Genomic DNA, 26,524 nt, shown 5'->3' with positions numbered 1-26,524 from the left:
ACCCGGGCCGTCGTCGTGCGTGGGCTCAGGACGTCAGAACGCGGCGTCCTCGAGCTCCATCAGCGCGTTGTCGGCGTTGTCGATGATCGCCTTCTCCGCGGTCAGGCGCGGCAGCACGGTCTTGGCGAAGAACGACGCGACCCCGACCTTGCCCTGGTAGAACGCCTGGTCCTTCGGCGCGACGCCGTCCGAGCCCAGCGCCTCCAGTGCGACCGCGGCCTGGCGCAGCAGCAGCCAGCCGACGAGCAGGTCGCCGACGGCCATCAGCAGCCGCACCGTGTGCTGGCCGACCTTGTAGAGCTCGGTGACGTCCTTGGCCGAGCCGTAGAGGTAGCCGGTGAGCGTGCCGAGCATGCCCTGCACGTCGGTGAGCGCGGTCTTGAGCAGCGCGCGCTCCTCCTTGAGCCGGCCGTTGCCCGCGTCGGAGTCGATGAACGCCGCCACCTCGCCGGCCACGTGGGCCAGGGCCTGACCGTTGTCCCGGACGATCTTGCGGAACAGGAAGTCCAGGGACTGGATCGCGGTGGTGCCCTCGTACAGCGAGTCGATCTTGGCGTCCCGGATGTACTGCTCGATCGCGTAGTCCTGCAGGTAGCCCGAGCCGCCGAGGGTCTGCAGCGACTGGATCAGCTGCTCGGTGGCCCGCTCCGAGCCGACGCCCTTGACGATCGGCAGCAGCAGGTCGTTGACCTTCTCCGAGAGCGAGGTGTCCTCGCCGGTGAACTGCGCGACGCGGATCTTGTCCTGGAACGTCGCGGTGTAGGTGTAGACGGCGCGCAGGCCCTCGGCGTAGGCCTTCTGTAGCATCAGGCTGCGACGCACGTCGGGGTGCTTCGTGATCGCCACGCGCGGGGCGGTCTTGTCTGTCATGCGGGTCAGGTCGGCGCCCTGGACGCGCTCCTTGGCGTAGTCCAGCGCGGTCAGGTAGCCGGCCGAGAGGGTGCCGATGGCCTTGGTGCCGACCATCATCCGGGCGTACTCGATGACCTGGAACATCTGCGCGATGCCGTCGTGCACCTCGCCGAGCAGCCAGCCCTGGGCGGGGACACCGTGCTGGCCGAACGTCAGCTCGCAGGTGGTCGAGGCCTTGAGGCCCATCTTGTGCTCGACGTTGGTCACGAAGGCGCCGTTGCGCTCGCCGGGGGCGCCGGTCTCGGAGTCGAAGTGGAACTTCGGCACCAGGAACAGCGACAGGCCCTTGGTGCCGGGCTTTCCGCCCTCGGGACGGGCCAGCACCAGGTGCATGATGTTCTCGGTCAGGTCCTGCTCGGCCGAGGTGATGAAGCGCTTCACGCCGTCGATCAGCCAGGAGCCGTCGTCCTGCTGGATCGCCTTGGCGCGACCGGCGCCGACGTCGGAACCGGCGTCGGGCTCGGTGAGCACCATCGTCGCGCCCCAGGCGCGGTCGATCATGATCTGGGCCCAGCGCTTCTGCTCGTCGGTGCCGTTGGCGTGGATCACGCCGGCGAAGTTCGGGCCGGCCATGTACATGAACGCGGCCGGGTTGGAGCCGAGCATCATCTCGGCGGCGGCCCACTGCACCGACGGCGGGATGCCGTAGCCGCCGAGCTCGACCGGCAGCCCGAGGCGGAACCACTCGCCGTCCCAGAGGACCTTGTAGGCGTCCTTGAGTCCCTGCGGGGTGGTGACCGAGAACGTCTTCGGGTCGTAGACCGGCGGGTTGCGGTCGATCTCGGTGAAGGACTCGGCCAGCGGGCCGGTGCACACCGCGGACAGCTCGGTGAGCACGCCCTTCGCGGTGTCCTGGTCGACGCCCTCGAAGGGCCCGGTTCCCAGTGTCTCCTGGATGCGGAAGACCTCGAACAGGTTGAACTCGAGATCGCGCAGGTTGCTCGTGTAGTGGCCCATGTGTCTGCACCGCCGTTCGCGCTCTGACCCGGACGATCCACTTACCGGCCGGTAACTGAAGCCAGGATATTACTCACCGGTAACCGAATCAAGGTCGGATCCGCCGGGCGCTCGCACCTGTTCGTGTGCGCAGGTCGACGGCGTGGTGGCCCCTCCACCGGGCCGTGATGACGCAAGATCTTCGGTGTGACGCAGGGGACGGTAGTGACTCCTGTGCTCGTCGCCCGCGGGAGGTCGTGATGGACGGTGCTCGGCTGACCCGGCGGGGCGTGCTCGCGGCGGGACTGGCGGTGGGGACGGCGTCGTTGCTCCCCGGCCCGGAGCGGGCGGACCGGTTCGTGCGGACAGGGGCCGAGGGCCCGCCGCTGACCGAGGGCGCCCCGGCGCCCTACATCGTCAACTGCCCGAGCTGGGGTGCGCGCCGTCCCAGCTCGCCGGTCAAGATCTGGGACCGGCGACCGATCCGGATCCTGGTCCACCACACGGCCACCCCGAACGTCGGCGACCAGTCCCGCGGTGCGGGCGACAGGCTGGCCCGGGCGATCCAGAACTACCACATGAACCACAACGGCTGGCTCGACTCGGGCCAGCACTTCACGATCAGCCGCGGCGGCGTCGTGCTCGAGGGACGCTCGCTGAGCCTGGGCGTGCTGAACGAGGGCCGCCGCCAGGTCGAGGGCGCCCACTGCACGGGGCAGAACGTCGTCGCGATCGGGATCGAGAACGAGGGCACCTACACCGGCGTCGACCCGACGCCCGCCCTGTGGAACTCGCTGCGCGCCACCTGCGCCTACATCTGCTCGCGCTACGGCATCGCGCCGACCGAGCTCTACGGCCACCGCGACTACAAGAACACCGCCTGCCCCGGTGACCGGCTCTACCGGATGCTGCCGCGGCTGCGGGCGGAGGTCGGCGCGACGCTCGGGCGCCGCGTCTCGCGCACCGAGGCGGAGAAGGCGTCCTGGCCGCTGCTGCGTCTCGGCGACTCCGGCCCGGACGTGACGGCCGCGCAGTACCTGCTGCGCGACGCCGGGGCCACGACGACCGAGCCCACCGGACGGTTCGACGAGGGCACCGCCGACGCCGTCCGGACGTTCCAGGTCGCGCACCGCGCCGAGGACGTCAACGGCATCCTCGGCGGCGAGTCCTGGCCGGAGCTGGCGCGCACGGTCAGCCGCGGGCCGGGACGCAACGGCGGCGACGCCTGGCGGGCGGTCGACACCCTCGCCGAGCACCGCCGGGTGGAGAGCGTGCCGGACCGGGTCACGGCGCCGACCTGGCAGCGGCTGCTCGGCACCGGCGGCACCGCGGTCCGGCCGGTCACCGATCCACCGGGGACGGCTCGTCGCTAGGCTCGCCCGGTGCTGACGTCGTGCCCGGCCTGCCATGCCCCCGCAGCGGACCCGTTCTTCTCCGTCGCCGGCCTGCCGGTGCACGGGACGGCGGTGCTGCCGGACCCGGCGCAGGCGCGCGCGGTCCCGGTCGGGGACCAGGTCCTCGTGCTGTGCGAGCGCTGCGGGATGGTCTTCAACCGCGACTTCGACGAGTCCCTTCTCGACTACACCGGCGCGCACGAGGAGTCCCAGCACCACTCCCCGCGGTTCGCCGCCTACGCCGCGGAGATCACCGCGGACTGGGTCGCACGGTTCGGCCTCACCGGTGCGCACGTGGTCGAGGTCGGCTGCGGGTCCGGTGACTTCGCCGCCGAGCTGCTCGCCGCGGGCGTCGGCCGGGTGACCGGGGTCGACCCGCACTTCTCCCCGGACCGGGTCCGCCCCGAGCTGGCCGGACGGCTGACGGCGGTGCCGGAGCTGTTCACCGCCGGTCAGGTGGACCCGGGTACGGCCGCGCTGGTCTGCCGGCACACCCTCGAGCACATCCCGGCGCTGTCGGAGTTCGGTGCCGAGCTGGTCTCCGGGATGCGCCGCGGCGGGGCGTCGACGCTGCTGGCGGAGGTCCCCGACCTCGGGCGGATCCTCACCGAGGGCGCGTTCTGGGACCTGCAGTACGAGCACTGCTCCTACTTCACCCCGGCCACCATGGCCGGCTTCCTGACCGGTCTCGGCTTCGTCGACCCGGCCGTGCGGACGACGTACTCCGACCAGTACGTCGTCGCCGAAGCGGCGCTCGGCGGCGGTGACGCCGTGCCCCCGGAGCTGTCGACCGCCGAGCTCGACACCCTGCGGGCCGGGTGCCACGACTTCGCCGAGCGCGTGTCGTCGCAGGTCGGACGCTGGCGCGGGTGGCTGGCCGAGCGCGCCGGCGCGGGCGACGACGTCGTCGTCTGGGGCGGCGGGGCGAAGGGCCTGACGTTCCTCAACGTCGTCGAGGGCGGCGCGGCCGCGAGCGGCTCCGGTGCGGGCGCGGTGCAGGCCGTCGTCGACATCAACCCGGGTCTGCAGGGCCACTACATGGGCGGGCTCGGCCTGCCCATCCGCGCGCCGCGCGACCTCACCGGCACCCCGCCGCGCAGCGTGCTGCTGATGAACCCGGTCTACACCGGCGAGGTCCGCGGCACCCTCGACGAGCTGGGGCTCGGCAGTACGGAACTGCTCACGGTCTGAGGGCCGTCCGCACCGCTGCCGGCCCGGCCCTCACCAGCGTGGGCCGTCGTCGCACCAGACCTTCCACGGCGCGTTGTCGGCCGACCAGCGGTCGTTGAGCAGCTGGTAGTCCTTGTAGGTGTCCATCGCGGCCCAGAAACCCTCGTGCCGGTTGACGGTCAGCTGGCCGTCGCGGGCGAGGCGCCCGAGCGGCTCGTGCTCGAGGAACAGGTCCTCGGCGTCGTCGAGGTAGTCGTCGAGGAACGACCGCTCGAACATGAAGTACCCGCCGCTGACCCAGCCGGTGACCTGCGTGGGCTTCTCGTTGAACTCGGAGACGACGTCGTTCTCGACGTGCATCTCGCCGAACTTCGACGTCGGGTGCACGCCGGTGACGGTGCCGATCCGGCCGCCGTTGTGGTGCGCCTTGACCAGCTCGTCGATCGGCACGTCGGCGACGCCGTCGCCGTAGGTGAGCATGAACTGCGGGGTGTCGATGTACTGGCGGATCCGCCGCAGGCGGGCGCCGGTGCCGGCGTCGAGGCCGGTCTCGGCGAAGGTGATCTCCCAGTTCTCGTCGGCGGCGTCGTTGTGGAAGCGGGGGCTGTGCTCGCCCTCGGCCAGCGACAGCGTGAAGTCCGACAGGTGCGCGCGGTAGTCCAGGAAGAACTGCTTGATCTCCCAGCTCTTGTAGCCCAGGCAGAGGATGAAGCGCCGGAACCCGTAGTGGCTGTAGAGCTTCATGATGTGCCAGAGCACCGGGCGTCCGCCGATGTCGACCATCGCCTTGGGGAGCCGTTCGCTCACCTCACGGATGCGGGTGCCCTGGCCACCGCACAGGATGACGACGGGAGTGTTCGGATCGGTCACGGGCATGGGCATGGGAAGCCTCCGGGGTGGGGGAGCGGGTGGCAGGGGGAGCGCTGCCGTAGCGATGTGTCCTGGCCGGGTTCGGCGTCCGTCCGCTTGTGGGTCTCGCTGAGGGTCAATCGTCAGGGGAGTTGTTCCTGTCTAGCCGTACGTCCGTCCTGGTAGCAACCACCGGACTGCCCAACCGTCGGACCGCGGCCAGGTCGTCCTCGGTGGCCACGTGCAGGTTCGCCGGGTCCCCGCGGACGGTGACGACGACGTGGCCGCGCTCCACGAGCAGCCCGGAGTTCTCCACCGGGCGTGGCCGGTCGGCGTGCGCGGACCGCAGCGCCGCGGCCCGGAACGCCTGCGGTGCCTGGGTCAGCACCGTGCCGTCCTTGGGCAGCGTCGCCACCACGCGTCCGTCGACCACCCGCTGCACGACGTCGAGCATCGGGAGGACCGGCACGGCGCCGTCGGCGCCGGCCCGGACGGCCGCGATCACGTCGTGGTGCAGCCGGTCCGAGGCCAGGGGGTGCGCCGGGCTGTTCACGAGCACGACCGCCGCGTCGCCGGCCACCGCGGCCAGCCCTGCCCGCAACGACTCCGACGCGTGGTCGCCGCCGACGGCGAGCGCGTCCACGGGCTCGCCGTCCCACTCCACGCCGGCGGGAAGTACCAGCGCGACCCTGTCACAGGTCCGGCGTGCGGTGGCCACGGTGTGGTCGACCAGACGCATCCCGTCGAGCGGCTCGAACTGCTTGAGCCGTCCGAAGCGGGTGCTGCGGCCGCCGGCGAGCACGATGGCCCACGTCGGGCCGTCACGGTCGGTCATGTCGTCCTCCCTGGTCGGGTGCCCGCCCGCCCGGAACGGCGGACGGTCACTCGGGGAGCCCCCGTATCCGTGATCGAGGACGATCGACGACCCGTTACTCTCGCTCCCCCGACAGCTCTGCGATGAGGGGACACATGACGGTGCGACCGGACGTGCGGGGCACGGCGGACGTCGCGCCGACCGGCCCGGACGTGCTGGCGGGAGCCCCCGCCGCGCAGACCCTGGCCCGCGAGATCGTGGCGGAGCCGGGCTCGCCGCGAGCGGTCGGTGTCGTCGGGCCCGCCGGGAGCGGCAAGACGGTGACGCTACGGGTGCTGGCCGACGCGTGGTCCGCCGCCGGTGTCACGGTGCGTAGCGAGCTCTCCTCCGACGACGACCCGTCCGGTGTCGCGGTGGTCGTCGACGACGCGCACCTGCTCGACGAGCCGGACCTGGAACACCTGCAGGCCTGGGCCGCTCGACCCGGGGCCCGGATCGTGGTGGCCGGACGTCCGTGGCCGCGCGGGGTCGCGGTGGCCCGGCTCGGCGCGGCGCTGGCCGCCGCCCGCCCGCCGCTGGTGCTGGGCTCGCTGGACCGGACGGGGGTCGCGGCCCGGGCCGCCCGCGTACTCGGACGGCGGCCCGCGGGCTGGCTGGTCAAGCTCGCGCACGAGAGCACCGGCGGGTCCCCGCTGCTCACCGACCGCCTGCTCGTCGCGATGCGGGACGAGGCCGGCGCCGACGTCGCGCGCCTGGCAGAGGGCGACGAGCGTCCCGTGCCCACCGGGACGTTGCGGCTGCCCCCCGCCCTGGTCGAGCAGATCGGCTACGCCGTCGACGGCCAGGACCTGCGGGTCCGCGAGCTGGTGCTGGCCGGAGCGCTCGGCGCCCCGATGGACGCCGAGGTCCTGGTGCCGCTGCTCGGGCTGATGGACGCGGCCGGCAGCGGCATCGACGAGCTCGACGAGCTGGTCGAGCAGGCACGGGCGGCCGGTCTGTGCCGGTCCGACGGCACCGTCGTGCCGCTGGTCGGGGTCGCGCTGCGGGACCGCACACCGCCGGCCCGCCGCACCGAGATCCGGCGGACGCTGGCCGAGATCGAGCTCGACCGCGGGGGCAGCGTGCTCGCCGTCGCCCGCACGATGGTCGGCTCGCACGCCACCGGGGACCGGGCCGCCGCCGTGTTCGCCGCGGCCGCCGACGAGGCCGCGCGCGCCGAGGACGACGACGCCGCGGCCCTCTACGCCGAGGCCGTCCGGGCCGGGCGTCCCCCGCTGTCGCTGGCCGCCCGCCGCGCCGAGGCCCACCTGCGGACCGGGGACCTCGACGCAGCGCTCGCCCAGTCCGACGCCGTGCTGAGCGCGCTGGACGCGGTCGACCCCGACGACGCGGTGCAGGCCGGCTCCGTCGCCGCGTCCGTGCTGGCCCGGCGCGGGCTGCTGGCGCGCAGCGCGGAGCTCTACCGGTGGATGGCTGCGGCGTCCGGCGGGGTCGCGCCGACCGTCGCCGTCCCGGTGCTGATCGGGACCGGGGCGCTGGACGAGGCCCGTGCCGCGCTGCACGTCGTGGATCCCCCCGCGCCGTCCGCCGGGAGTGCCGCGTCGGTGCTGGGGGCACCGCCGTCGCTCGGCGGCTCGCCCCTGGGACGTCCGCCGACGCTGCTCGCCGGGGCCGAGGACCTGATGGCCCGCGGGATCCTGGACTCCGTCGAGGGTTCGCCGACCGCGGCGTTGTCGCAGCTCGCCCGCGCCGCCGGGCTCCTGGAGACGGCGCACCGGGCGGCGCTGCTCCCGGACACCCCGGCTGCACTCGCCGCGCTGGTCGCGGTGCACACCGGGGAGTTCGACGTCGCCGGATCGGTGCTCGAGCGGGCGCTGGCGGTCCGGCTCGGCGGCCGGCGCGCGCAGGCCCGGCACCGGCTGCTGCTCGGCTGGATCGCGCTGCTGCGCGGGGCGACCGGCACCGCGGCGTCCCGGCTGGCCGCGGTCGACGCCGACCCCACGACGTCCGGGGACGGCGGCCTCGAGGCGCGCGACGAGTTCCTGGCCGCGTCCCTGCAGGTCGCGCTCGCCCGGCGCTCCGGTGACCTGGGTTCGCTGATGCGGGCCTGGACCCGGGCGCGGGAGGCGATCGTCCGGCACCCGGTGGACCTGTTCGTGCTGCAGCCCCTCGGCGAGCTGGTCACGGCCGCGACCCGGCTGCGCGAGCAGAGCTGGGTGCGTCCGCACCTGGACGAGGCCACCGCGCTGCTGGACCGGCTCGGCCGCCCCGCCCTCTGGTCGGCCCCGCTGCACTGGGCGCAGCTGCAGGCCGCGGTGCTGGTCGCCGACGCCGACGCCGCCCGCCGGCACACCGCCGCGCTCGCCGAGGCCGCGGGCGGGAGCCGGTTCGCCGCCGCCATGGCCGCCGCGGCGCCGCACTGGGTCGCGCTGCTCGACGGCGTCGTCGACCCGGAGCCGGTGGAGACCGCCGCGCGCGGGCTGCACGCCGTCGGGCTGTCCTGGGACGGCGGCAAACTCGCCGGTCAGGCCGCCATCCGCACCGACGACCGCCGCGCGATGACGGCGCTCCTCGCCTGCGCCCGGGCCCTGCAGGCCGAGTCCCGTCCCGGCGAGGAGCAGCCCGCCCCCGAGCCCTCCGGTCCGTCCCCCTCCCCGTCGTCGTCCCCGCCGTCGCCCGGGGCCGCGTCGACGGAGCCGTCCGGCCTGCTCAGCGAGCGGGAACGCGAGGTCGCCGCGCTCGTCGTGGCGGGCCGGACGTACAAGGAGATCGGCGAGACGCTGTTCATCTCCGCGAAGACGGTCGAACACCACGTCGCTCGCATGCGTCAACGCCTGGGCGTCGGCGGTCGTGGAGAACTCCACGACCGCCTCCGCACGATCCTGGCGACCTGACCCGCCGCCCGGTTCCGCCACTGTCCTGGCCCCACTCACCGGCCCCGGGCCCACCCGCCGCGCCAGGGCCTCCGACGTCCAGCGAGCGGCACTCTCGTCGGAACCTTTGCGACGAGGGTGCCGACCGCTGCCCGGCCGACCCACCCTGCGCCGCGCGGGCGGATCAGCGAACGGCACGCTCGTCGGAACCTTTGCGACGAGAGTGCCGCTCGCTAAGTCGGTGACGCCTCAGCGGTAGGGCGCGGAGGAGGCGAGGATGCCCTCGCAGCTGCGGACCACGACGCGGGCCGCGTCGGCGGAGCTGCGGCCGGTCAGGGGGCTCTCGGCGCGGCGCTTCCAGCGGGAGAGGGCTTCCCGGGCGGCGGCGTGGAGCTCGCCGGGCTCGGTGCCCGGGTCCAGGCCGAGGCGCGCGGCCGGTGATCCGCCGTCACCGCCGAGCAGACGTTCGGCGTCCTCGGCGGCGTCCGGGGAGAACGTCACCGCACCGCCGCGCAGTGCGGACAGGGTCCGCAGCTCGACGAACTCGTGCGCTCCGGCGAGGATCCGTTCGACCTCGGCGCGCAGCGGGGCCGTCGACGGGCGCGGTTCGCGGGTCAGCACCAGGTCGATCGCCAGCAGCGCGGAACGGGACTTGAGCAGATCGCGGCGCTCGGCGAACTGGTTGGCCAGCACCGTTCGCAGCTCGTCGAGCCCGGAACGTCGGATGAGCTCGGTGGTCAGCGCGGAGGAGTCGGTGACGCCCTGCCGGATCAGGGTGGTGCCCAGCCGGACCCCGAACAGGCCGAAGCGCTCCAGCAGGGCGATCCGGGTGTCGCTGTCGGGGCGGTCCAGCTCGGCGCGCCCGAACCGATCCGCCGACAGCAGCATCGCCTCGACGTCCGCGCGGGGCAGGGCGGCCAGCTCGGTCAGCGCCGTGAACTCGTCCTGACGCATGGTCCGCGCGCTCTCGGCGAGCAGCCCGGCGACCGCGACGACGGTCTGGCACAGCCCGCGCAGCTTCTCGTCACCGCGGTAGCGCCGGGCGATCCGGCGGGCGGAGGTGAGTGCGTCGAGGCGTCCGACGCCGATCTCGTCGGCGCGGGAGAGGACAGCGATCGTGTTCACCGGCGTCGCCCGGGCCACGCCGCGGTCGTGGAAGGCCTCCAGGAACCGGACGTCACCGGCGTGCAGGTGCCGCATCAGGTAGACGACGGCGTCGGCCGGCGACGGCGAGTCGTCCGGGGTGAGGAACGCACTCGCCCGGGCCGAGGTGTCGGCCGAGAGCGACCCGATCCCGGGGGTGTCGATCAGGTTCGTGGTGCGCAGGCTCTGCGACGGCCAGTCGACGAGCAGCCGGTCCACCTGCTCGACCGGCATCCCCTGAAGGTCGAACGAGAGCGCGCCCCGGTTGCGCGAGATCGTCAGCGGTCGCGGGGGCCCGTTGCGCGGGAACACCTGGACCTTCGGCGACGGCGCGTCCTGGTACCAGGTGACGACCCGGGTGCACTCCCCCGCGTCGGTCGGCGCGATCTGCTCACCGACGAGCGCGTTGAGCAGAGTCGACTTGCCCGCCTTGACCTTGCCCGCGATCGCCACCCGCAGCGGCTCGCCGAAGCGGTCCAGGTGGTGCTGCAGCCAGCCGGCCGCCTGCGGGCTGTCGGCGTAGGCCTCGATCGTGCGGCGCAGCAGCTCCCGCACCGACGCGGTCAGGTCCATCGACGTCGGCGGCGGGGCCGGGGCGCGGAAGCCGTGGGTGGGGCCCGCGGGATCGCGCTGCGGCGGGACCGGCCCGGACGGTCGGCTCCAGCCGGGTCCGCTCATACCGTCGTCACCGCCCCGACCAGGGAACGGGCGCGCTCGGCGAGGGCCTCCACCCGCTCCAGCTCGGCGCGCAGGTCGGCGATCCGCTTCTGCCGGTCGGCGTCCGAACGCACGGCGGTCTGCGCCGCGCCGACCGACTCGGCCAGCGCGGTCGAGAGCTCCTCGGCCAGGACGGTGAAGTGGTCGCGCAGCTCGCGCTGGATCTGGCGCAGGTTGTCGCGGGAGTCCTTGCCGACCTGGAACGTGGCCTCGTCGATGTGGCGGCGCACCGCGCCCTTGGCCTCGGCCTGACGGCGCTGCACCAGGCGTTTGCGCTCGTCGCGGACCGTCTTCGCGCCGAACAGCAGACCGGCGCCGATCGAGACCGGGTTGAGCAGGGCGAACCCGGCGACGGTGGAGGCCAGGCCGAGCATCAGCATGCCGCCGTAGCCGCCGCGCATGCCGACGAACAGCTTCTGCCCCGCGCCGAACTTCTCCCCGACCGGCAGCTCCAGGGCGTCGACCTTCCCGGCCACCGCCCCGCCGGAGATCCTGAGCTCGGGGAGCTGGACGTCGATGTCCTCGGCGAAGTGCTCGGCGACCTGCTCGGCCAGCCACCGGGCCCGCTCGGTCGTCCACACGAAGTTCTGCGCCACGGCCTGGGAGACCTGGCGGTGGAACCACTCGGCGAACTGCTCCCAGATGTCGGACGGGTCGGCGTCCTCGAGCAGCTGCTCGGCCTCCCGGGACACGGTGCGCAGCCGGTCGCGCAGGTCGTAGTCGATGTCGGCGATCAGATCGGCGATGCCGTCGTTGAGGGTGGTCTGCCAGCGGGCCGAACGCTGACGCAGCGCGTCGACCCGGGCCTTGGCCTGCTCCAGCTCGGTGGTCAGCCGCCCCGCCCGTTCCGGGTCCTCCTGGCTGAGCAGCTCGGCGCGCATCGTCGCCGACAACGACTGGCAGGTGATCAGCACGTCCTGGCCGACCGACGTGCGGTCGAGGTCGTCGGCGCGGGCGACGACCTTGCGCAGCAGGAACCCGACGAGCTCCTGGAAGCCGGACTCGGCGATCAGGTCCAGGTCCTGGGTGCGCGCGGCGTGCAGACGCAGCGCCGAGGACACCGGGTAGATCCGGGCGTCGATCCCGGCCGTGCGCAGGTGCCCCTCGTCGAGCTCGACGATCCGCCGCCAGTGCGGGTAGAGGTCGGTCTTGGTGACCACGCAGCCGACGTTCGGGCACAGCTTCATCGCCGCGCCCATGAACTCCAGCTCCGGCGCCGAGTACTCCTGCGAGGCGTCCGAGACGAGCACGACGGCGTCGGCGGACGGCAGCGCGGACATCGTCGCCGCACCGTGCGCGGAGCCCAGCCCGCCCACCCCGGGGGTGTCGACGAGGACGAGCCCGGACGCGAGCAGCTTGCGCGGCAGCGTCACCTCGGCGCGGGTGAGACGGGCCCGGTTGCCGGGGTTGCCGGCCTCCGAGACGTACTCCGCGAGACGCTCGACCGGGACCGAGGTGCGCTCGTCCGACCCGCCGCCCTCGCGGACCAGCGTCACGGTGGTCTCCTCGCCGTGCCGCACGAGTGTCGGGACGGCGGTGGCGATGTCGTCGTCGACGGGGCAGACGGTCGCGTTGACCAGCGCGTTCACCAGCTGGCTCTTGCCCTGCTTGAACTCTCCGACGATCAGCACCCGGACGTTCGGGTCGGCCAGGCGGGCGCGGGTCTGCTGCAGCCGGGTCGCGAGGTCGGGTCGCTCGTAGGCGGTGGTCGCCTTCAGCGCGACGTCGACGAGCTCGACCGCCTCCGGTACCGCCACGAAACGACGCCCCCTGCCCCCTCGTGCGACCGGGCCACCCGGCCCGGTGCAAGCGTCTTGCTTACACGAACGAAACCGGCCCCGTCCCACCCGGGTGGGTGAAACGGGGCCGGTGCGCGGTGGACGGTCCGGACCGTCCGAGGCGTCGGATCAGGCGATGTCGACGTGCGTGTCGTTGTGCGACAGGAAGTCGTTGTGGCTGTTGTCCTCGACGTGCGTGTCGACCGAGTTGTCGGTGGTCTCGTTGTTCGAGTCGTGGATCTTCGTGACGTCGTTGTCCTCGGTGTGGACCTTGTTGTACGAGTCGGTCGTCGAGTTGTCGACCGACGCCGCACCGTTGCCGGAGAAGGCGCTGCCGTCGTCGACGCTCACGTCCGAGATCGCGCTGCCGGAACCGAACGCGGTGGTGTTGTCGTTGCCGCTGACGACCGCGTTGCCGTCGCCGACGACGTTGTGGTTGCCGGTGGTGATCGTCGAGTCGTTGATGTCGTCGCCGGCCGCGACGGCGCCGTCGCCGGTGGCGTTGACGGAGTGGTTGTCGATGTTCTGACGGAAGTCGCCGCCACCGGTGTCGATGTTCTGGTTGACCGACTGGTCGATGATCGTGTCGCGGTCGTCGATGTTGTTCGTGACGTAGTTGTTGGTCACGTACTTGTCGATGTACTTGATCGCGGCCTCGTGGTCGGGCTGGCCGTGGTGGGCCTCGACCGGCGGGGGCGGCGGGACGCTGGCGCCGGCGACCTGGGTGTGGTGACCGCCGGTGTTGTAGTCACGGTCGAAGCTGACGTCGTCGTTGTCCTGGGCCAGCACGATCGCGTCGTGGACGTCCTCCGGGCTGACGTTGGTCAGGCCGCAGGCGCGCAGGGCGGCGTCCGGGTCGTCTTTGAACTCGGCCAGCGCCTTCGGGTCGCGCAGCAGGTCGAGGATGAACTGGATCAGGGACTTGTCGGCGGACATCTCGTAGTTCTCCTTGTGCGAGGTGGTCGGAGAGCCGTGCGGGGCTCACCGGAAGCGGGGATGGAGCGAGGAGGTGCGGGTGCCGGGCCGGTCGGGGGCGGCCCGGCACCCGGGTCTGTCGGGCGGCTCAGCCGAAGTGCAGGTCGGTGTCGTTGTGCGAACCGACGTGGGTCTCGCTGTTGTTCTCGAGGTGCGTGTGGACCGAGTTGTCGGTGTCGACGTTCCCGGAGTCGCTGGTCGAGCTGTAGTCGTTGTCCTCGGACCAGCTCTGGTTGTGCGAGCCGTTCGTCGAGTTGTCGACCGACGCCGGGCCGTTGGCGGAGAACGCGCTCCCGTCGTCGACCGAGACGCCCTTGACGGCGCTGCCCGAGCCGAAGGCGGTGGTGTTGTCGTCGCCGCTCACGACCTGGTTGCCGTTGCCGACCACGTTGCCGCTGCCGGTGGTGATCGTGGAGCCGTTGATGTCGTCGCCGGCGGCCACCGAGCCGTCGCCGGTCGCGTTCACCGAGTTGTTGTCGATCGTCTGGCGGAAGTCGCCGCCGTCGGTGTCGATGTTCTGGTTGACCGACTGGTCGATGATCGTGTCGCGGTCGTCGATGTTGTTCGTGACGTGGTTGTTGGTCACGTGCTCGCGGACGGCCGTGTCGTGCCCGCCCTTGTGGCCCCAGTCGCCGCCGTGGTCCTTGCCGCCGTCCTCGTGGTGCCGGCCGGCGGGAGAGCCCCAGCCGCCGTCCTTCCAGTCGAAGCCGGTGTCGTAGTTGCGGTCGAAGCTGACGGTGTCGTTGTCCTGGACCAGCGTGATCGCGTCGTTGACGTCCTCGGGCGAGAGGTGGCCGAGTCCGTACTCGTTCAGCGCCGCCTGCGGGTTCTGCTGGTAGAAGTCGCGCAGCTCGATCGCCTTGCTCTCGCCCTCGAGGCCGAGGAGCTCGCGGATGAAGTCGATGAGGGTCAGGTTCTCGGCCATCGGGATCGTCTCCGGGTGTGTCGGTGGGTACCGGAGCGCTGCGGCGACCGGTGTTGAGATCGAAAGGTAGGGACCGGGGGTCCGCCCGCCATCGGGGATCTCTCCGAGTCCGATGGGGACCCCCGGGGGGATCGGGGGGAAATCGGTTAGGGGATCGGAAGGAACGGCTAACGGCGGCCGGTGGATCTCCGATGGGCGTGTGAGGAGGGCCGGTGCCACCGGCTCGACGCCATGCTTCGCAGAGGGGACGACCGCCATGCCGTACCTGCTCGGGATCGACCTGGGTACGACCTTCACGGCCGCCGCCGTCCTGCGCCTGCGCGGCGGTGAGGCGGCCGGCGAGCCCGAGATGCTCGCCCTGTCCGACCACGGCACGGAGATGCCGTCGGTGCTCCTCGCCTCCGCCGACGGCGAGCTGCTGTTCGGTGACGCCGCCCAGCGCCGTGCGCTCGGTGAGCCGGACCGTGTGGCGCGGGAGTTCAAGCGCCGCATCGGTGACCCGACCCCGGTGTCGCTCGGCGGGCGGGCGTTCGCCGCGCACGAGCTCGCCGCGCTGGTCGTCCGGCACGTCGTCGACGTCGCCGCGCGCCGTGAGGGAGAGCTGCCCGAGCGCGTCGCCCTGACCCACCCGGCCTCCTGGGGCGCGCACAAGAAGGAGCTCCTCGGCGGGGCCCTGGCCGCGCACGGGCTGACCGTGACGTTCCTGGCCGAGCCGCAGGCCGCGGCGCTCTGCTACGCCCGCGCCGAGCGCGTCGGCCCCGGCTCGACGATCGCCGTCTACGACCTGGGTGGCGGCACGTTCGACGCCGCCGTCGTCCGCAAGGACGCCGCCCGCGAGGTCGGCAGCGGGTTCACGCTGCTCGGCCGTCCCGAGGGCGTCGAGTACCTGGGCGGGGTGGACTTCGACGAGGCCGTGTTCGACCACGTCCGGAAGGCGGTTCCGGACGCGTTCGCCGACCTCGACGAGTCCGACCCCGACGTGTGGGCCGCCGTGGCGCGCGTACGTCGCGACTGCTGCGAGGCCAAGGAGGCGCTGAGCTCGGACACCGAGGCCTCGGTCGTGGTCTGGGCCCGCACCGGCCGCACGTCGGTGCGGCTGCACCGCAGCGAGTTCGAGGAGCTGATCCGGTCTCCGCTGGAGGACTCCGTCGAGGCGCTGCGGCGTGCGGTGTCCTCGGCCGGGATGGAGTCCGCCGACCTGACGTCGGTGCTGCTGGTCGGCGGGTCCTCGCGGATCCCGCTGGTCGCGCAGCTCGTCTCCGAGCAGCTCGGACGCCCGTTGGCGGTGGACGCCGACCCGAAGAACGCGATCGCGACGGGGGCCGCACTGGCCCTCGCTCCGCAGCCCGAGGCGTCGTGGCCGGGAGTCGACGTGCCGGTCTACGCCGAGACCGACGCCGAGCGCACCGGTCCGATCGCCGTGGTCCCTGCGGCGGCCCCGGCCACCGCCGCCGTGCCCGCGGCCGGTTTCGCCGGCACCGCGGTGATGGCGACCGAGCCGCCGACCGAGCGGTTCGCCGCCTGGTCCCCCGGCCCCGCACCCCTGCGGCCGGCCGTCATGGACACCTACGTCACCCAGGACCCGGCCCCCGCCCAGCGACGGTCGGACATGCGGGCCCGCCTCCTGGTCGGGGCGGGCGGCCTGGCCGGCGCTCTCGCGATCATCGGAGCGGTCCTGTTCTGGCCGACGACGGCCAACCCGACGGCGACCGGCATCAGCGCGGCCCAGTCGACGGCCACGCCGACGACGTCCGCCCCGGCCCCTGCACCGGGCACGCCGGCCGCTGCCGTGGCGGCACCGGCCGACAGCTCCGTCCCGACATCGGAGAACGCGGCCGCTCCTGCGACGGTCACCTCGGCCGCGGTTGCGGCACCGGCCGCAGCGCCCGTGCCGGCAGCCGCTCCCGTGGCCCCCGCTGCGGATCCGGCAGCGGCCAAGAGGGCGGCGGACGCGAAGGCCGCGTCGGACGCCGCTGCGAAGGCGGCTGCGAACAAGGCGGCGGCCGACAAGGCGATCGCGGACAAGGCCGCGGCGGACAAGGCGGCTGCGGACAAGGCCGCCGCAGACAAGGCCGCAGCCGAGAAGGCGGCAGCCGACGCGGCGGCGAAGAAGGCTGCTGAGGAGAAGGCCAAGAAGGAAGCCGAGGAGAAAGCGAAGAACGAGGCCGCGCAGAACCCGGCCCCGGCGCCGACCCCGACGACCTGACCGATACCGCATTCCGCGACACGCCGGGACCCACCCCCACCCCGATCGGAAACGGACACCGGGCGGAATGATGCGAGCCGCCGGGCCGGCGTGGACCGGGAGCCCCCACGCCGGCCCGGCCCCACCTCTCGATCGGGCAACGGTGTGACCACGTCGGAGTGAAGTAGGCCGTATCCGGCCTGCTACGCGTGGTAAAACTAGTGCTCTGAGCTGGGAAGAAGGGGGGCCGCGGTGGCGCGGTTGGCAGGGTTGGTCATCGGGATGGCGGCAGCTGCGTTGCTCGTGGCGTATCTGGCGTTCGGATGGCCGGTACTGGTGGTCGGGGGACCGCTGTTCGTCGGGATCGTCGCGACCGTGCTCGTGGTCGCCCTCACCGAACGGCCGCGGCGCGCGCTGCGCGACCGCCGGAGCGGAGTCACGCCCGACAGCCCCTGGAGGACCGCCGCCGAGCGTGGCGAGATCCCGAGTGCCGGTCTGATGAGCGGCTTCTTCGAGATCAGCCCGCAGACGTCCGTCGCGCCGATGGGGGCACAGGTTCCGATGCAGGCCGGACCGTCGCGTCCCGCCCGCCCGGCGGGTGTCTGAGGCGGTCGGAGAGAATCGGCGTCGTGCATCTCGCAGCGACGCTCGATCCTCGTGCCGGTAGGGCCCTCCGGTGCTGATCGGTATGGCCTTCGCGCTCGTCGCGATGGTCTTCAACAGCGTCGCCGCGATCCTGCAGGCGGATGCGGCCGGGCAGGCCCGGCGGACCCGCGCGATCCTGGCGCGTCCCCGGTTCATCGCCGGCCTCGGCATGGACCTCCTGGCCTGGACCTGCACGGTCCTCGCCCTGGGGTACCTGCCGGTGTTCGCGGTCCAGGCCACGCTGGCCGGGTCGATCGCGATGACCGCGCTCTACGCGCGGTTCTACAAGGACGAGTGGCTGCGCCCGGTCCACCGGATGGGGATCGTCGCGAGCATCCTCGGCCTGATCCTGGTCGCCAGCAGCGCCGGGGAGGACCGGGTGGCACCGCGCACGGGCGAGGGCGGCACCGCGCTCGTCCTGCTCGGGGCACTGGCCGCGCTGTTGCTGATCTCGGTGGCGCTGCGCAAGGTGAGCCGCCCGTGGCCGTCGGCGATCGTGGCCGGGCTCGGGCTGGGCGGCGGCGCGGTGGCGGTCCGGGCGATGCACGTGTCCGAGGGCAACGTCTTCGTCGGGCTGCTCACCGAGCCGCTGGTCTACGTGCTGATCGGCATGTGGGCGACCGGCCTCTACAACTACGCCCGCGCGCTGCGGCTGGGTGACGTGTCCACGGTGACGGCGCTGTTCATGGTCACCGAGGTGGTCGTGCCGGGCATCGTGGGGATCGCGCTGCTCGGCGACACGATCCGCGACGGCTGGTACGTCCCGATGGTCCTCGGCCTGCTGCTGGCGGTGTACGGCGTGTCGATTTTGGCGCGGCGCAAGAGCGAGAAGCGGACACCCGCCCGGGTCCACTGACTCCCCGGACGGCCGCCGGCGCCGGTAGCGTCGCGTCCCGTGTCGACGTTCGAACGCCCCGGTGTCACGATCCACTACGAGGAGCACGGGACCGGTTTCCCGATCCTGTTGATCGCCCCCGGCGGGATGCGGTCCGCCATCGACTTCTGGGGCCACGCCCCGTGGAACCCGATCGAGCACCTCTCCGACCGCTACCGCGTCATCGCGATGGACCAGCGCAACGCCGGCGAGTCGGTCGCCGACATCCACGGCACCGACGGCTGGTCCACCTACACGACCGACCAGCTCGCGCTGCTCGACCACCTCGACGTCGGCGAGTTCGGGGTGCTCGGCATGTGCATCGGCGGCTCCTACATCGCGAGCCTGCTGGCCACCGCGCCGCAGCGGGTCCGGGCCGCGGTGACGCTGCAGCCGATCGGCCGGCACGAGAACCAGGAACGCTTCCACGAGATGTTCGACAACTGGGCGCAGACGCAGCGCGAGTCCCACCCGGACGTCACGGAGAAGGACTGGGCCGAGTTCCGCGGGAACATGTACGACGGCGGCGGCATCCTGTTCAGCGTCCCGGACGAAGCGCTCGCGCGGTTCACGACGCCGTGGCTGGTCCTCAAGGGCGGCGACGAGTTCCACCCGGGGCCGGTGTCACAGCAGCTCGTCGATCTCGCACCGGGCGCGACGCTGGTCGAGCAGTGGAAGGAACCCGAGCACCTCGAGGCGGGGAAGAAGGCCGTCGACGCGTTCCTGGCCGAGCATCTGGGCGACTGACCGCTCGCGGAGTTCGGGCATCGACGCGGCTCCGTTTCGTCCACGACAGGTCGTCCCCGGCTCGGCCAGGATGGCTCCATGCCGAGCTGGGACGACGTCGTGAGGATCGGGTGCGCGCTGCCGGGGGTCGAGGAGTCGACCTCCTACCGCACCCCCGCGCTGAAGGTCCGGGGCAAGTGTCTCGTCCGCCTGCGGACCGAGGCCGAGGGCGGCCTGATGATCGTCTGTCCGTTGGAGGAGAAGGAGGCCCTGCTGGCCTCCGGTGACCCGGCGTTCTACACCACGCCGCACTACGACGGGTACGGATCTATTCTTGTCGACTTGACGAAGATACGTCTCGACCAGCTGACCGAGCTGATCGAGGACGCCTGGCGGGGCAAGGCTCCGAAGACGCTCGTCCGTCGTCACGACGAGAACTCGGCACTCTGACGAGAAGATCCTGAGGCGACTGTCGGGGGTCCGTGCCAGGGTGATCGGCATGCGGTACGTGGTGATCGGGGCGGGCGCGGTGGGCGGCACGATCGGGGCCCGTCTGGCCGAGGCGGGACGTGACGTCGTCCTCGTCGCGCGGGGGCGGCACCTGGACGCGATCCGGGAACAGGGCGGGCTGCGCCTCGACGATCCGGACCGCTCGCGCGTCGTCGGGGTCCCTGCCGTCGCGTCGGTGGACGAGGTCGACTGGCGGCCCGGCGACGTCGCCGTGCTGGCGACCAAGACCCAGGACACCGAACCGATCCTGGACGCCCTCGCGGCGCGGGCACCGGACGTCGTGGTCGCGTGCGCGCAGAACGGCGTCGCCAACGAGCGGATGGCCGCGGCCCGGTTCGCCCGGGTGCAGGCGGTGCTGGTGATCCTGCCGGCCGAGCACTACGAGCCGGGCGTGGTGATCGCGTCGTCGGTGCCGGTCCCGGGCGTGCTCGACGTCGGCACGTACCCCTCCGGCGTCGACGACGTCAGCGACGCGATCGCCGCGGACCTGACCGCCGCCGGTTTCTCCTCGAGGGCCGACCCGGCCGTCATGGAGGGCAAGTACGGCAAGCTGCTGACGAACCTGGCCAACGCCCTCGACGCCGCGTGCGCCTCCGACGACCCCGCCGTCGACGAGCTGCGCGAGGCCGCCGCCGACGAGGGCGAACGAGCCCTGGCCGCGGCCGGGATCACCGCCCGTACCGGCGACGACGACCGGGTCCGCCGCGAGGGGCTGATCACCCAGCGGCCGGTCGGCGGCCGGGAGCGGGGCGGCAGCTCCTCCTGGCAGAGCCTGCAACGGGGCGCGGGGTCGATCGAGGCCGAGTTCCTCAACGGCGAGATCGTCGCCCTCGGCGCCGCGCACGGCGTCGCGACGCCCGTCAACGCGGTGCTGACCCGCGTCGCCGGGGAGATGGCCGCCGCCGGGGAGCAGCCGGGCTCCCGGCGAGGCCAGGACCTCCTGGCCGCGGTGGCGGCGTTCCCGCTGCTCGGCTGAGCGACGTAACAACGGGTTGGTCCGGCCGTCATCGCGCGGTCACGCCCGCCGGGTGGACTGCTCTGGATGACTGTCGAGCCGACCCCCCTGCGCATCGCCCTGCTGACCTACTCGACGAAGCCCCGCGGCGGCGTCGTGCACACCCTGGCGCTGGCCGAGGCGCTCGCCGGTCTCGGCCAGGACGTCACGGTGTTCTCGCTCGGCCGCGGTGGCGACACCGGCTTCTTCCGCGACGTCGCCCCGGCCGTCCGGGTGCGCGTCGTACCGCTGGCCGAGATCGAGGGCGAGGACCTCGGCCCGCGGATCCTGCGGTCGATCGCGACCCTCGGCGCCGGCCTGGAGCCGGAACGGGGCGCCTTCGACGTCGTGCACGCCCAGGACTGCATCAGCGCGAACGCGGCCGGACGGCCGATCCGCACCGTGCACCACCTCGACGAGTTCACGACCCCGCAGCTCGTCGCCTGCCACGAGAGGGCGATCCGGGCCCCGGTCGCGCATGTCTGCGTCTCCGACCCGGTCGCGGCGGAGCTGCGCGAGGGCTGGGGCATCACCGCGACCGTCATCCCGAACGGGGTCGACGCGGCCCGGTTCGCCGCCGCGGCCGGCCCGGACGCCGCCGGTGCGCGCGCCGCCTGGACCGACCGACTCGGGCGCTACGTGCTGGCCGTCGGCGGGATCGAGCCGCGGAAGGGGTCGATGGAGCTGCTCGAGGCGTTCGCGCTGCTACGGGGCGCGCACCCCGGCGTGCGGCTGGTGATCGGCGGCGGCGAGACCGTGTTCGACTACCGCGACTACCGCGTCGCCTGGCAGGCCCGCGCCGACGAGCTCGGCGTCGAGCCGGTGGTGCTCGGCCCGGTGCCCGACCCGGACCTGCCCTCCCTCGTCGCAGCGGCGGAGGTGTTCGCGTTCCCGTCGGTGAAGGAGGGCTTCGGCCTGGCCGCAATGGAGGCACTGGCCGCCGGCGTTCCCCTGGTGGCCTCGGACCTGCCGGTCCTGCGCCGGACGTTCGACGGCTCGGCCGCGTTCGCCGGATCGGTCCCCGAGCTCTCGGCAGCGCTCTCCGGGGTGCTGCACGACGGCCCGGACCCCGGCCGCCGCGCCGCGGGCCGGACGCTGGCCGCCCGCCACACCTGGGACGCCGCCGCCCGGGCCCATCTGGAGCTCTACCGCCGACTGCCGGCGGCCGAGCGGGTGGTCATCCGATCGTGAGGTGGGCCCCGCCGGACCGTAGCTGCGCGGCCGAGAACGGGACCCCGTCGCCGTTACCGCTACCGATCTTGATGCGGTAGAACTCGCTGTCCGCCGGGACGTCGTCGAGCGTGAACGAGAATATGCAGTCGCTGTAGTAGTAATAGCCGCTCGACGAGCTGGGGGTACCCGAGCCGAGCGATCCGCTGCCGACCAGCGTGCCGTTCGCGTCGTAGATGGTGACGGGCGCGCCGTAGTCCACGTACGACATGAACCCGAGGCCGCTGCACGACGAGCTCGACGTCACCGACGTCGACGACGACGCCAGCGTGACGGTGCCCGGCACCGTCATGGTCGCCCCGGAGGCGAGGGACCCCAGCATCGCCACCACCAGGATCGCCCCGACGATGCCGATCGCGATCCATCCCCACCGCATCCCCTGCGGCGAGCCCCACCCGGCCGTGGGCGGCGGTCCGTATCCGGGTCCGAGGCCGGCGGGGTGCCCGCCCGGCAGGGCGTACGGGGCCCAGGCGGCGTCGGGACGACGGGGGTCCGGCCCACCGGGGGTCGGACCGGGCCGGAACGGTGCGGAAGCGGCCGGGACACCCGGACCCATCCCGCGCGGCGCCGGCCGGTACGCCCGCGGGACCGGGGAACCCGCGGGCGGCACGGCGTGCGGCGATCGCCCCGGTGTCGCGGCGTGCCGGGCCGGTGTCACGGGCGCGATGGCAGCGGTGACCTCGGTCGGGTGCGCTCCGCCGCCGGAACCGGCTCCGCGGTGCTCGGTCGTGCTGCTCATCGTCATCGTCCCCCGACGTCGGTCCGGGTCGTCCGTCCGACGGCCCGCTGCTCGGCTTTCGGTGGAGTCCGTTAGGCCGTTACGTCGTATCCACAACAAAGATGAACTGTGCGAGCCGCGCGGTCGGCGCCGATAACAACAGCCTGTCGCACCCGATGAGCAGGGAGAACGGCCGGGAACGCCCGGCCTCGGGTCGTCGGGAGTGGTCGTGATGGTCGAGCGGTGCCGGTGTGGAGCGGAGCTGCTGCCCGAGCTGCACTTCTGCGTCGGATGCGGGACGAACCGGGTCGGCGCGCCGGGCCGTCCGGCTGTCCGCCCCGCCGTCGCACGGCAGGCCCGTCACGGCATCCCGCGTCCCGCCGCCACGGTCGTCGCGCCGGCTCTCCGCGAGCCGCGACACGGCTCAGCCGCCCCACGGCACGGTGTCGCGTCCGCACCGACGGTGTCGCGACCCATGTCCGGACCGGTACCGGCCTGGACGCCTCCGGCGCCACGGCCGCAGCCGGCCTGGGCTCCGCCCGCGGCACCGGTTCCGTCCTGGTCACAGGGCCCGTACGCCGACCGTCCCGCGCCGGGCACCTCCTCCACACCGTGGATCGTGGCGTCGGCCGCCCTCGTCGTCGTCACCGTTCTCGCCGCCGTCGCGGTGCTGGCACTGAAGCCGGCGTTCCTCTTCGGTGAGGCGGTCGCGCAGGCCCCGGTGTCCTCCGGCTCGTCGCCGTTCCTGACCACCGCACCCGCCGGTGCGACCCCGACGGCCGCAGCCCCCGCGACGTCCTTCCCCACGGCCTCGTCGGCCACCGACCGGCTCACCGAGCAGGCCGACCTCGACCGCGCCGCGGTCGAGAGCGTCACCGGCTGGTGGGTTCCGCAGCTGTCGTCCAAGCGGTCCGGCACGGTAGACGGCGGCATCAGCTACGACTCCGACCGGATCCTGAGCCACTACCAGGGCCTGGCCGTCCAGTACCCCGGCGCCGCCCTGCTGTGGTCCGGCGACTGGCCGGTGTTCAAGGGCAGCGACTACTGGGTCGTCGTCGTGGCGCAGCCGTTCTCGACCGCCGCCGAGGCCAACGCCTGGTGCGACGCGCAGGGCTTCGGCGCCGACGACTGCCTGGCCAAGAAGCTCTCGCACTCCGGTGGCCCGCAGGGCACCACCGTTCCCCGTTCGTGAACCACCGCCACCCGGAGACGACGATGCACCCGACCGGTCCGCGCCTGCCCGCTCCCTCGGTCCTGTTCCCGTGGCGCGCGTGGGTGGCGCATCCGCTGCTGCGCTCCTGGACGACCTGGCTCTTCGTGGCCCTGGTCGCGGTCCCGCCGCTGGGGCTGTCGCTGACCTCGTCGCGTTCCACCGACCTCCTGACCGCCGCCGCGGCGTTCGCCTTCTACTTCGCCGCGGCCTGGTTCCTCGTCCTGTGGGTCGTGGTGCGACCGCAGCGGGTTCACGGAGCCCTGCTGGCCCAGGTCGTGGCCCTCGCACTGGTCGTGGAGTTCCCGCTGGCGACCTGGCTCGAGACGGTGCTGAACGCCGACCCCGACAACCTCCTGCTCGGGATCGTGACGGTCGGGGTCCCGGAGGAGGTGGCCAAACTCGTTCCGGTGGCGATCCTGGCGTTTGCCCGGCGTCGGCTGTTCTCGACCCTGTCGCCGCGGGACTTCCTGTTCCTCGGCGCGGTGAGCGGCCTCGTGTTCGGTGCGGTCGAGGCCGTCCACTACGCGGTCAACGTGATGGACGTGTCGACGACACCGGAGGCCTTGGTGCTGGTGTGGCGCCTGGTCACCGGCCCGATCGCTCACGCCTGCTGGGCCGGTGTCGCCGCGTACTTCCTCGGCCTCGCGACCCGTTACCGGGACGCCGGCCCCTGGCTGGCCCTCACCGGTACCGGCGTCGGCGTGACGGCCGTTCTGCACGGACTCAACAACTGGGTCGCGGGTGACGTCTTCCCGGTCTGGGTGCTGATCACGGTGGTCAGCACACTCCTGTTCCTGGCCTACGCCCGCGTCGGCATCGCCGTCGGCGCGCCGGGACCGGATCGGTCCCCGGCCCTTCACGGAGCACCGAGGCCGATGCGGCCCCACGTCGAGCTGGACCTGCCGACGATGCGGATCCCGAGGTCGCGATCCCTGAGTCAGGACATTTCCCTCGCGACCGGGGCTCGCGCGTCCTAGCGTCGAGGTGTGGACACCGACACCGAGATCCGCACCGTCGAGCAGCTCCAGGACCTCGTCGGGCCGGTGATGGCGTCGGCGGCGAACAAGGTCCGGGACCGGATCGGTCCGATCCACCGCGAGTGGCTCGCGACGTCACCGCTCCTGCTGCTCGCCACGAGCGACGCCGACGGCCGGTGCGACGTCTCCCCCAAGGGCGACCCGCCCGGCTTCGTGCACGTCATCGACGACCACACCGTCGCCGTCCCGGAACGGCCCGGCAACCGCCGCGTCGACGGCTGGCGCAACGTCCTGGCCAACCCGCACGTCGGGCTGCTGTTCCTGACCCCGGGCCGCTCCGACACGCTGCGGATCAACGGCCGGGCCCGCCTGCTCACCGACGCGCCGTACTTCGACGAGCTCGTGGTCAAGGGACGTCGTCCGATCCTGGCCTGCGAGGTCGACGTCGAGGAGGTGTTCTTCCACTGCCCGAAGGCGTTCATGCGGTCGAAGCTGTGGGAGCACGAGCAGTGGCCGCCGGACACGCTGCCGTCGGTCGCGAGGATCGCCAAGGCTCTGACCCGGCCGGAGACCCCGCTCGCCGAGCTGGAGGAGTACTACGGCCCGTCCTACGCCGAGCGCCTCTACTGAGACCGGTTTCCGCGAACAGCCGTGGCCGTCGCCGCCGGTCGGTAGCTTCCCGCCGGTGGGTGCCCCGATCCGTGGAGGTGGGCAGTGGCGGCCTTGCTGTTCTTCGTCGGGATCGTGTCGATCGGGATCGGTGCGGTCTTCTTCTGGATCGCGATCGGGTCGAACCGAACGAGCAGTGGGTCGAGCGCAGGAGGTTCGACGAGAGGGGCGAGCCGTCGAGAGATCCGATGGTTCGTCGGAAGTCCCGATCCGGGTGGACCCTGGTCGGTCACGATGGCCGGACGCTCGACGTCGACGGTGGTCGACTGTTCGTGCACAAGGGCGACAAGGTGGTCGACCGGTTCGACCGACCGACACCCGGCTCGGCAGAGTCGTCGCGCGGAACGATCGGGTACGAGCGGAAGGAATGGATCCTGCGGTCGGGCACGGTGGTCCACGTGCTCGGAGAGGTCCATGACCGGCATGGAGGTCTGACGATCGGACCGCCCGACTCCGCTCCGCACGTCGAGGTGTCGACCAGTGCCAAGCACGACCGGGTCAGCGGTGGGCACGGGGTCAAGGGATGGTCGGCGCGTATCGGTCTGGTGTTGGCGGTCGTCGGCCTGGCGCTGACCCTGGGCACCGTGCTGCTCGGGTAGGTCGTGGACCGTCGCTACCGACCTGCGGCGTTCCGCGACGCCTCGGTGCCCGCCGTCGGTGCGGCGGGCCGTGTCCTGCTGGTCGGCGACGCCGTGCACGTCATGCCCCCGACCGAGGGCCAGGGCGGCAACACCGCGATGCTCGACGGGTACCACCTGGGCCGGCGGCCGGCCGCCGTCGTCCGGCGCGGGACCGACGCCGGGCAGGCGATCGAGGTCCTGCGCGCGATCCTGTACCGCTGCGCCGGTGCCGTTCGGCGTGGACGTCTGCGCCGGACGGACCATGGTCTGTCGACCTCAAGATCGAGCCGAGCGGGCGAGCGGTCAGGTGAACGGTCGTCCGTCGTCAAAGTTGTGGATCTCGACCCGAGGTGTGACTGGATCGATGCTCCACAGGGCACTGATCAGGTCGAACACGGCGCGAAAGACCGTCGAAGATCGTTTTCGACGTCGTTCGGACCGGACACGACGAAGGCCCAGCTCCGGTGTGGACACCGTGTGAGCTGGGCCTTCGTTTTACGAGCGGATGACGAGAATCGAACTCGCGTATTCAGCTTGGGAAGCTGATGTTCTACCATTGAACTACATCCGCAGAACGTGCCCCGACTCTAGCACCCTGCTCCGGACGGGTGTAGGGCCCGGGCCCGGACGCCGAATGATGGTGACCACCTGGCGAGAAGTGCTCGACGGGCCCGATC

The 26,524-nt window shown here is 72.7% G+C and carries 23 protein-coding genes and 1 tRNA gene; 15 read left to right on the top strand and 9 right to left on the bottom strand.

Going from position 1 to position 26,524, the window contains the following annotated elements; genetic code table 11:
* Nucleotides 1-33 precede the first annotated feature (33 nt).
* A complete protein-coding gene (locus EV383_RS30130) occupies nucleotides 34-1,869 on the bottom strand; it encodes an acyl-CoA dehydrogenase (protein ID WP_130293499.1) in 1,836 nt (611 codons plus the stop codon).
* A 239-nt stretch (nucleotides 1,870-2,108) separates the two neighbouring features.
* On the opposite strand from EV383_RS30130, the gene EV383_RS30125 reads away from it, so the two are divergent.
* Together EV383_RS30125 and EV383_RS30120 are read left to right on the top strand one after the other, a co-directional pair.
* The gene (locus EV383_RS30125; RefSeq protein WP_130293497.1) at nucleotides 2,109-3,221 is read left to right on the top strand and encodes a peptidoglycan recognition protein family protein; all 1,113 of its coding nucleotides are present in this window, start codon (nucleotides 2,109-2,111) and stop codon (nucleotides 3,219-3,221) included.
* 9 nt (nucleotides 3,222-3,230) lie between these two features.
* Nucleotides 3,231-4,433, top strand: a complete 1,203-nt coding sequence (locus tag EV383_RS30120; protein WP_130293495.1) for a class I SAM-dependent methyltransferase — start codon at nucleotides 3,231-3,233, stop codon at nucleotides 4,431-4,433.
* Nucleotides 4,434-4,463: 30 nt separating this feature from the next.
* Here the strand turns inward: EV383_RS30120 and EV383_RS30115 are convergent, their stop codons facing one another.
* Nucleotides 4,464-5,294: a glucose-1-phosphate cytidylyltransferase gene (locus EV383_RS30115; RefSeq protein ID WP_130293493.1), complete on the bottom strand. Its 831-nt coding sequence runs from the start codon at nucleotides 5,292-5,294 to the stop codon at nucleotides 4,464-4,466.
* Nucleotides 5,295-5,397: 103 nt separating this feature from the next.
* Nucleotides 5,398-6,096 (bottom strand): 2-C-methyl-D-erythritol 4-phosphate cytidylyltransferase, encoded by a 699-nt coding sequence (locus EV383_RS30110; RefSeq protein ID WP_130293491.1) that lies wholly within the window; start codon nucleotides 6,094-6,096, stop codon nucleotides 5,398-5,400.
* 134 nt (nucleotides 6,097-6,230) lie between these two features.
* Between EV383_RS30110 and EV383_RS30105 the strand changes: the two genes are divergently transcribed.
* Complete coding sequence (locus EV383_RS30105) at nucleotides 6,231-8,969, top strand: helix-turn-helix transcriptional regulator (protein WP_130293489.1); 2,739 nt, start codon at nucleotides 6,231-6,233, stop codon at nucleotides 8,967-8,969.
* 228 nt (nucleotides 8,970-9,197) lie between these two features.
* Here EV383_RS30105 and EV383_RS30100 read toward each other — a convergent pair whose 3' ends face one another.
* From EV383_RS30100 to EV383_RS30085, 4 genes are all read right to left on the bottom strand, one after another.
* Entirely contained in the window at nucleotides 9,198-10,769 is a 1,572-nt protein-coding gene (locus EV383_RS30100; protein WP_242623375.1) for a dynamin family protein, read from the bottom strand.
* Nucleotides 10,766-12,565: a dynamin family protein gene (locus EV383_RS30095; RefSeq protein ID WP_130293487.1), complete on the bottom strand. Its 1,800-nt coding sequence runs from the start codon at nucleotides 12,563-12,565 to the stop codon at nucleotides 10,766-10,768. The genes EV383_RS30100 and EV383_RS30095 overlap by 4 nt, the downstream gene beginning before the upstream one ends.
* Nucleotides 12,566-12,715: 150 nt before the next feature.
* Complete coding sequence (locus EV383_RS30090; protein WP_130293484.1) at nucleotides 12,716-13,522, bottom strand: IniB N-terminal domain-containing protein; 807 nt, start codon at nucleotides 13,520-13,522, stop codon at nucleotides 12,716-12,718.
* A gap of 127 nt (nucleotides 13,523-13,649) precedes the next feature.
* Complete coding sequence (locus tag EV383_RS30085; RefSeq protein WP_130293482.1) at nucleotides 13,650-14,486, bottom strand: hypothetical protein; 837 nt, start codon at nucleotides 14,484-14,486, stop codon at nucleotides 13,650-13,652.
* A gap of 256 nt (nucleotides 14,487-14,742) precedes the next feature.
* Here EV383_RS30085 and EV383_RS30080 point away from each other — a divergent pair, with 256 nt between their 5' ends.
* The 7 genes from EV383_RS30080 to EV383_RS30050 all read left to right on the top strand — a co-directional run bounded on the left by EV383_RS30080 (nucleotide 14,743) and on the right by EV383_RS30050 (nucleotide 21,611).
* The gene (locus tag EV383_RS30080) at nucleotides 14,743-16,692 is read left to right on the top strand and encodes an Hsp70 family protein (protein WP_165438548.1); all 1,950 of its coding nucleotides are present in this window, start codon (nucleotides 14,743-14,745) and stop codon (nucleotides 16,690-16,692) included.
* A gap of 240 nt (nucleotides 16,693-16,932) precedes the next feature.
* A complete protein-coding gene (locus EV383_RS30075) occupies nucleotides 16,933-17,277 on the top strand; it encodes a hypothetical protein (RefSeq protein WP_130293477.1) in 345 nt (114 codons plus the stop codon).
* A 70-nt stretch (nucleotides 17,278-17,347) separates the two neighbouring features.
* A complete protein-coding gene (locus EV383_RS30070) occupies nucleotides 17,348-18,172 on the top strand; it encodes a hypothetical protein (RefSeq protein WP_130293474.1) in 825 nt (274 codons plus the stop codon).
* Nucleotides 18,173-18,211: 39 nt separating this feature from the next.
* Nucleotides 18,212-18,937 carry an alpha/beta fold hydrolase gene (locus EV383_RS30065; protein ID WP_130293472.1) on the top strand — a complete coding sequence of 242 codons (726 nt, stop codon included), beginning with the start codon at nucleotides 18,212-18,214 and terminating at the stop codon, nucleotides 18,935-18,937.
* Between the two features lie 78 nt (nucleotides 18,938-19,015).
* Nucleotides 19,016-19,366: an MmcQ/YjbR family DNA-binding protein gene (locus tag EV383_RS30060; RefSeq protein ID WP_130293468.1), complete on the top strand. Its 351-nt coding sequence runs from the start codon at nucleotides 19,016-19,018 to the stop codon at nucleotides 19,364-19,366.
* A 49-nt stretch (nucleotides 19,367-19,415) separates the two neighbouring features.
* Nucleotides 19,416-20,402: a ketopantoate reductase family protein gene (locus EV383_RS30055; protein ID WP_130293465.1), complete on the top strand. Its 987-nt coding sequence runs from the start codon at nucleotides 19,416-19,418 to the stop codon at nucleotides 20,400-20,402.
* 66 nt (nucleotides 20,403-20,468) lie between these two features.
* Nucleotides 20,469-21,611 carry an MSMEG_0565 family glycosyltransferase gene (locus tag EV383_RS30050; RefSeq protein ID WP_242623374.1) on the top strand — a complete coding sequence of 381 codons (1,143 nt, stop codon included), beginning with the start codon at nucleotides 20,469-20,471 and terminating at the stop codon, nucleotides 21,609-21,611.
* Here EV383_RS30050 and EV383_RS30045 read toward each other — a convergent pair.
* A complete protein-coding gene (locus tag EV383_RS30045) occupies nucleotides 21,598-22,389 on the bottom strand; it encodes a hypothetical protein (protein ID WP_130293461.1) in 792 nt (263 codons plus the stop codon). The genes EV383_RS30050 and EV383_RS30045 overlap by 14 nt on opposite strands.
* Before the next feature lie 454 nt (nucleotides 22,390-22,843).
* On the opposite strand from EV383_RS30045, the gene EV383_RS30040 reads away from it, so the two are divergent.
* From EV383_RS30040 to EV383_RS32990, 5 genes are all read left to right on the top strand, one after another.
* Nucleotides 22,844-23,560 carry a hypothetical protein gene (locus EV383_RS30040; RefSeq protein WP_130293458.1) on the top strand — a complete coding sequence of 239 codons (717 nt, stop codon included), beginning with the start codon at nucleotides 22,844-22,846 and terminating at the stop codon, nucleotides 23,558-23,560.
* A 23-nt stretch (nucleotides 23,561-23,583) separates the two neighbouring features.
* Nucleotides 23,584-24,558 carry a PrsW family glutamic-type intramembrane protease gene (locus EV383_RS30035; RefSeq protein WP_207223711.1) on the top strand — a complete coding sequence of 325 codons (975 nt, stop codon included), beginning with the start codon at nucleotides 23,584-23,586 and terminating at the stop codon, nucleotides 24,556-24,558.
* Nucleotides 24,559-24,567: 9 nt separating this feature from the next.
* Nucleotides 24,568-25,188 (top strand): pyridoxamine 5'-phosphate oxidase family protein, encoded by a 621-nt coding sequence (locus tag EV383_RS30030; protein WP_278044861.1) that lies wholly within the window; start codon nucleotides 24,568-24,570, stop codon nucleotides 25,186-25,188.
* Between the two features lie 71 nt (nucleotides 25,189-25,259).
* Complete coding sequence (locus EV383_RS30025; RefSeq protein WP_130293453.1) at nucleotides 25,260-25,826, top strand: GIDE domain-containing protein; 567 nt, start codon at nucleotides 25,260-25,262, stop codon at nucleotides 25,824-25,826.
* 3 nt (nucleotides 25,827-25,829) lie between these two features.
* Nucleotides 25,830-26,393 (top strand): FAD-dependent monooxygenase, encoded by a 564-nt coding sequence (locus EV383_RS32990; protein ID WP_165438608.1) that lies wholly within the window; start codon nucleotides 25,830-25,832, stop codon nucleotides 26,391-26,393.
* Here the strand turns inward: EV383_RS32990 and EV383_RS30015 are convergent.
* Nucleotides 26,348-26,418: transfer RNA gene (locus EV383_RS30015), tRNA-Gly, on the bottom strand. The genes EV383_RS32990 and EV383_RS30015 overlap by 46 nt on opposite strands.
* Between the last annotated feature and the right edge of the window lie 106 nt (nucleotides 26,419-26,524).

Source organism: Pseudonocardia sediminis (genome assembly GCF_004217185.1).
Taxonomy (GTDB): Bacteria; Actinomycetota; Actinomycetes; order Mycobacteriales; family Pseudonocardiaceae; genus Pseudonocardia; species Pseudonocardia sediminis.
This window is presented reverse-complemented; position numbering and strand designations above follow the sequence as displayed.

Coding starts and splice junctions, on each gene's coding strand:
- EV383_RS30130 (WP_130293499.1), bottom strand. CDS start 1,869: ATGGGCCACTACACGAGCAACCTGCGCGATCTCGAGTTCAACCTGTTC.
- EV383_RS30125 (WP_130293497.1), top strand. CDS start 2,109: ATGGACGGTGCTCGGCTGACCCGGCGGGGCGTGCTCGCGGCGGGACTG.
- EV383_RS30115 (WP_130293493.1), bottom strand. CDS start 5,294: ATGCCCATGCCCGTGACCGATCCGAACACTCCCGTCGTCATCCTGTGC.
- EV383_RS30110 (WP_130293491.1), bottom strand. CDS start 6,096: ATGACCGACCGTGACGGCCCGACGTGGGCCATCGTGCTCGCCGGCGGC.
- EV383_RS30105 (WP_130293489.1), top strand. CDS start 6,231: ATGACGGTGCGACCGGACGTGCGGGGCACGGCGGACGTCGCGCCGACC.
- EV383_RS30100 (WP_242623375.1), bottom strand. CDS start 10,769: ATGAGCGGACCCGGCTGGAGCCGACCGTCCGGGCCGGTCCCGCCGCAG.
- EV383_RS30090 (WP_130293484.1), bottom strand. CDS start 13,522: ATGTCCGCCGACAAGTCCCTGATCCAGTTCATCCTCGACCTGCTGCGC.
- EV383_RS30085 (WP_130293482.1), bottom strand. CDS start 14,486: ATGGCCGAGAACCTGACCCTCATCGACTTCATCCGCGAGCTCCTCGGC.
- EV383_RS30080 (WP_165438548.1), top strand. CDS start 14,743: ATGCCGTACCTGCTCGGGATCGACCTGGGTACGACCTTCACGGCCGCC.
- EV383_RS30060 (WP_130293468.1), top strand. CDS start 19,016: ATGCCGAGCTGGGACGACGTCGTGAGGATCGGGTGCGCGCTGCCGGGG.
- EV383_RS30055 (WP_130293465.1), top strand. CDS start 19,416: ATGCGGTACGTGGTGATCGGGGCGGGCGCGGTGGGCGGCACGATCGGG.
- EV383_RS30050 (WP_242623374.1), top strand. CDS start 20,469: ATGACTGTCGAGCCGACCCCCCTGCGCATCGCCCTGCTGACCTACTCG.
- EV383_RS30045 (WP_130293461.1), bottom strand. CDS start 22,389: ATGAGCAGCACGACCGAGCACCGCGGAGCCGGTTCCGGCGGCGGAGCG.
- EV383_RS30040 (WP_130293458.1), top strand. CDS start 22,844: ATGTCCGGACCGGTACCGGCCTGGACGCCTCCGGCGCCACGGCCGCAG.
- EV383_RS30035 (WP_207223711.1), top strand. CDS start 23,584: ATGCACCCGACCGGTCCGCGCCTGCCCGCTCCCTCGGTCCTGTTCCCG.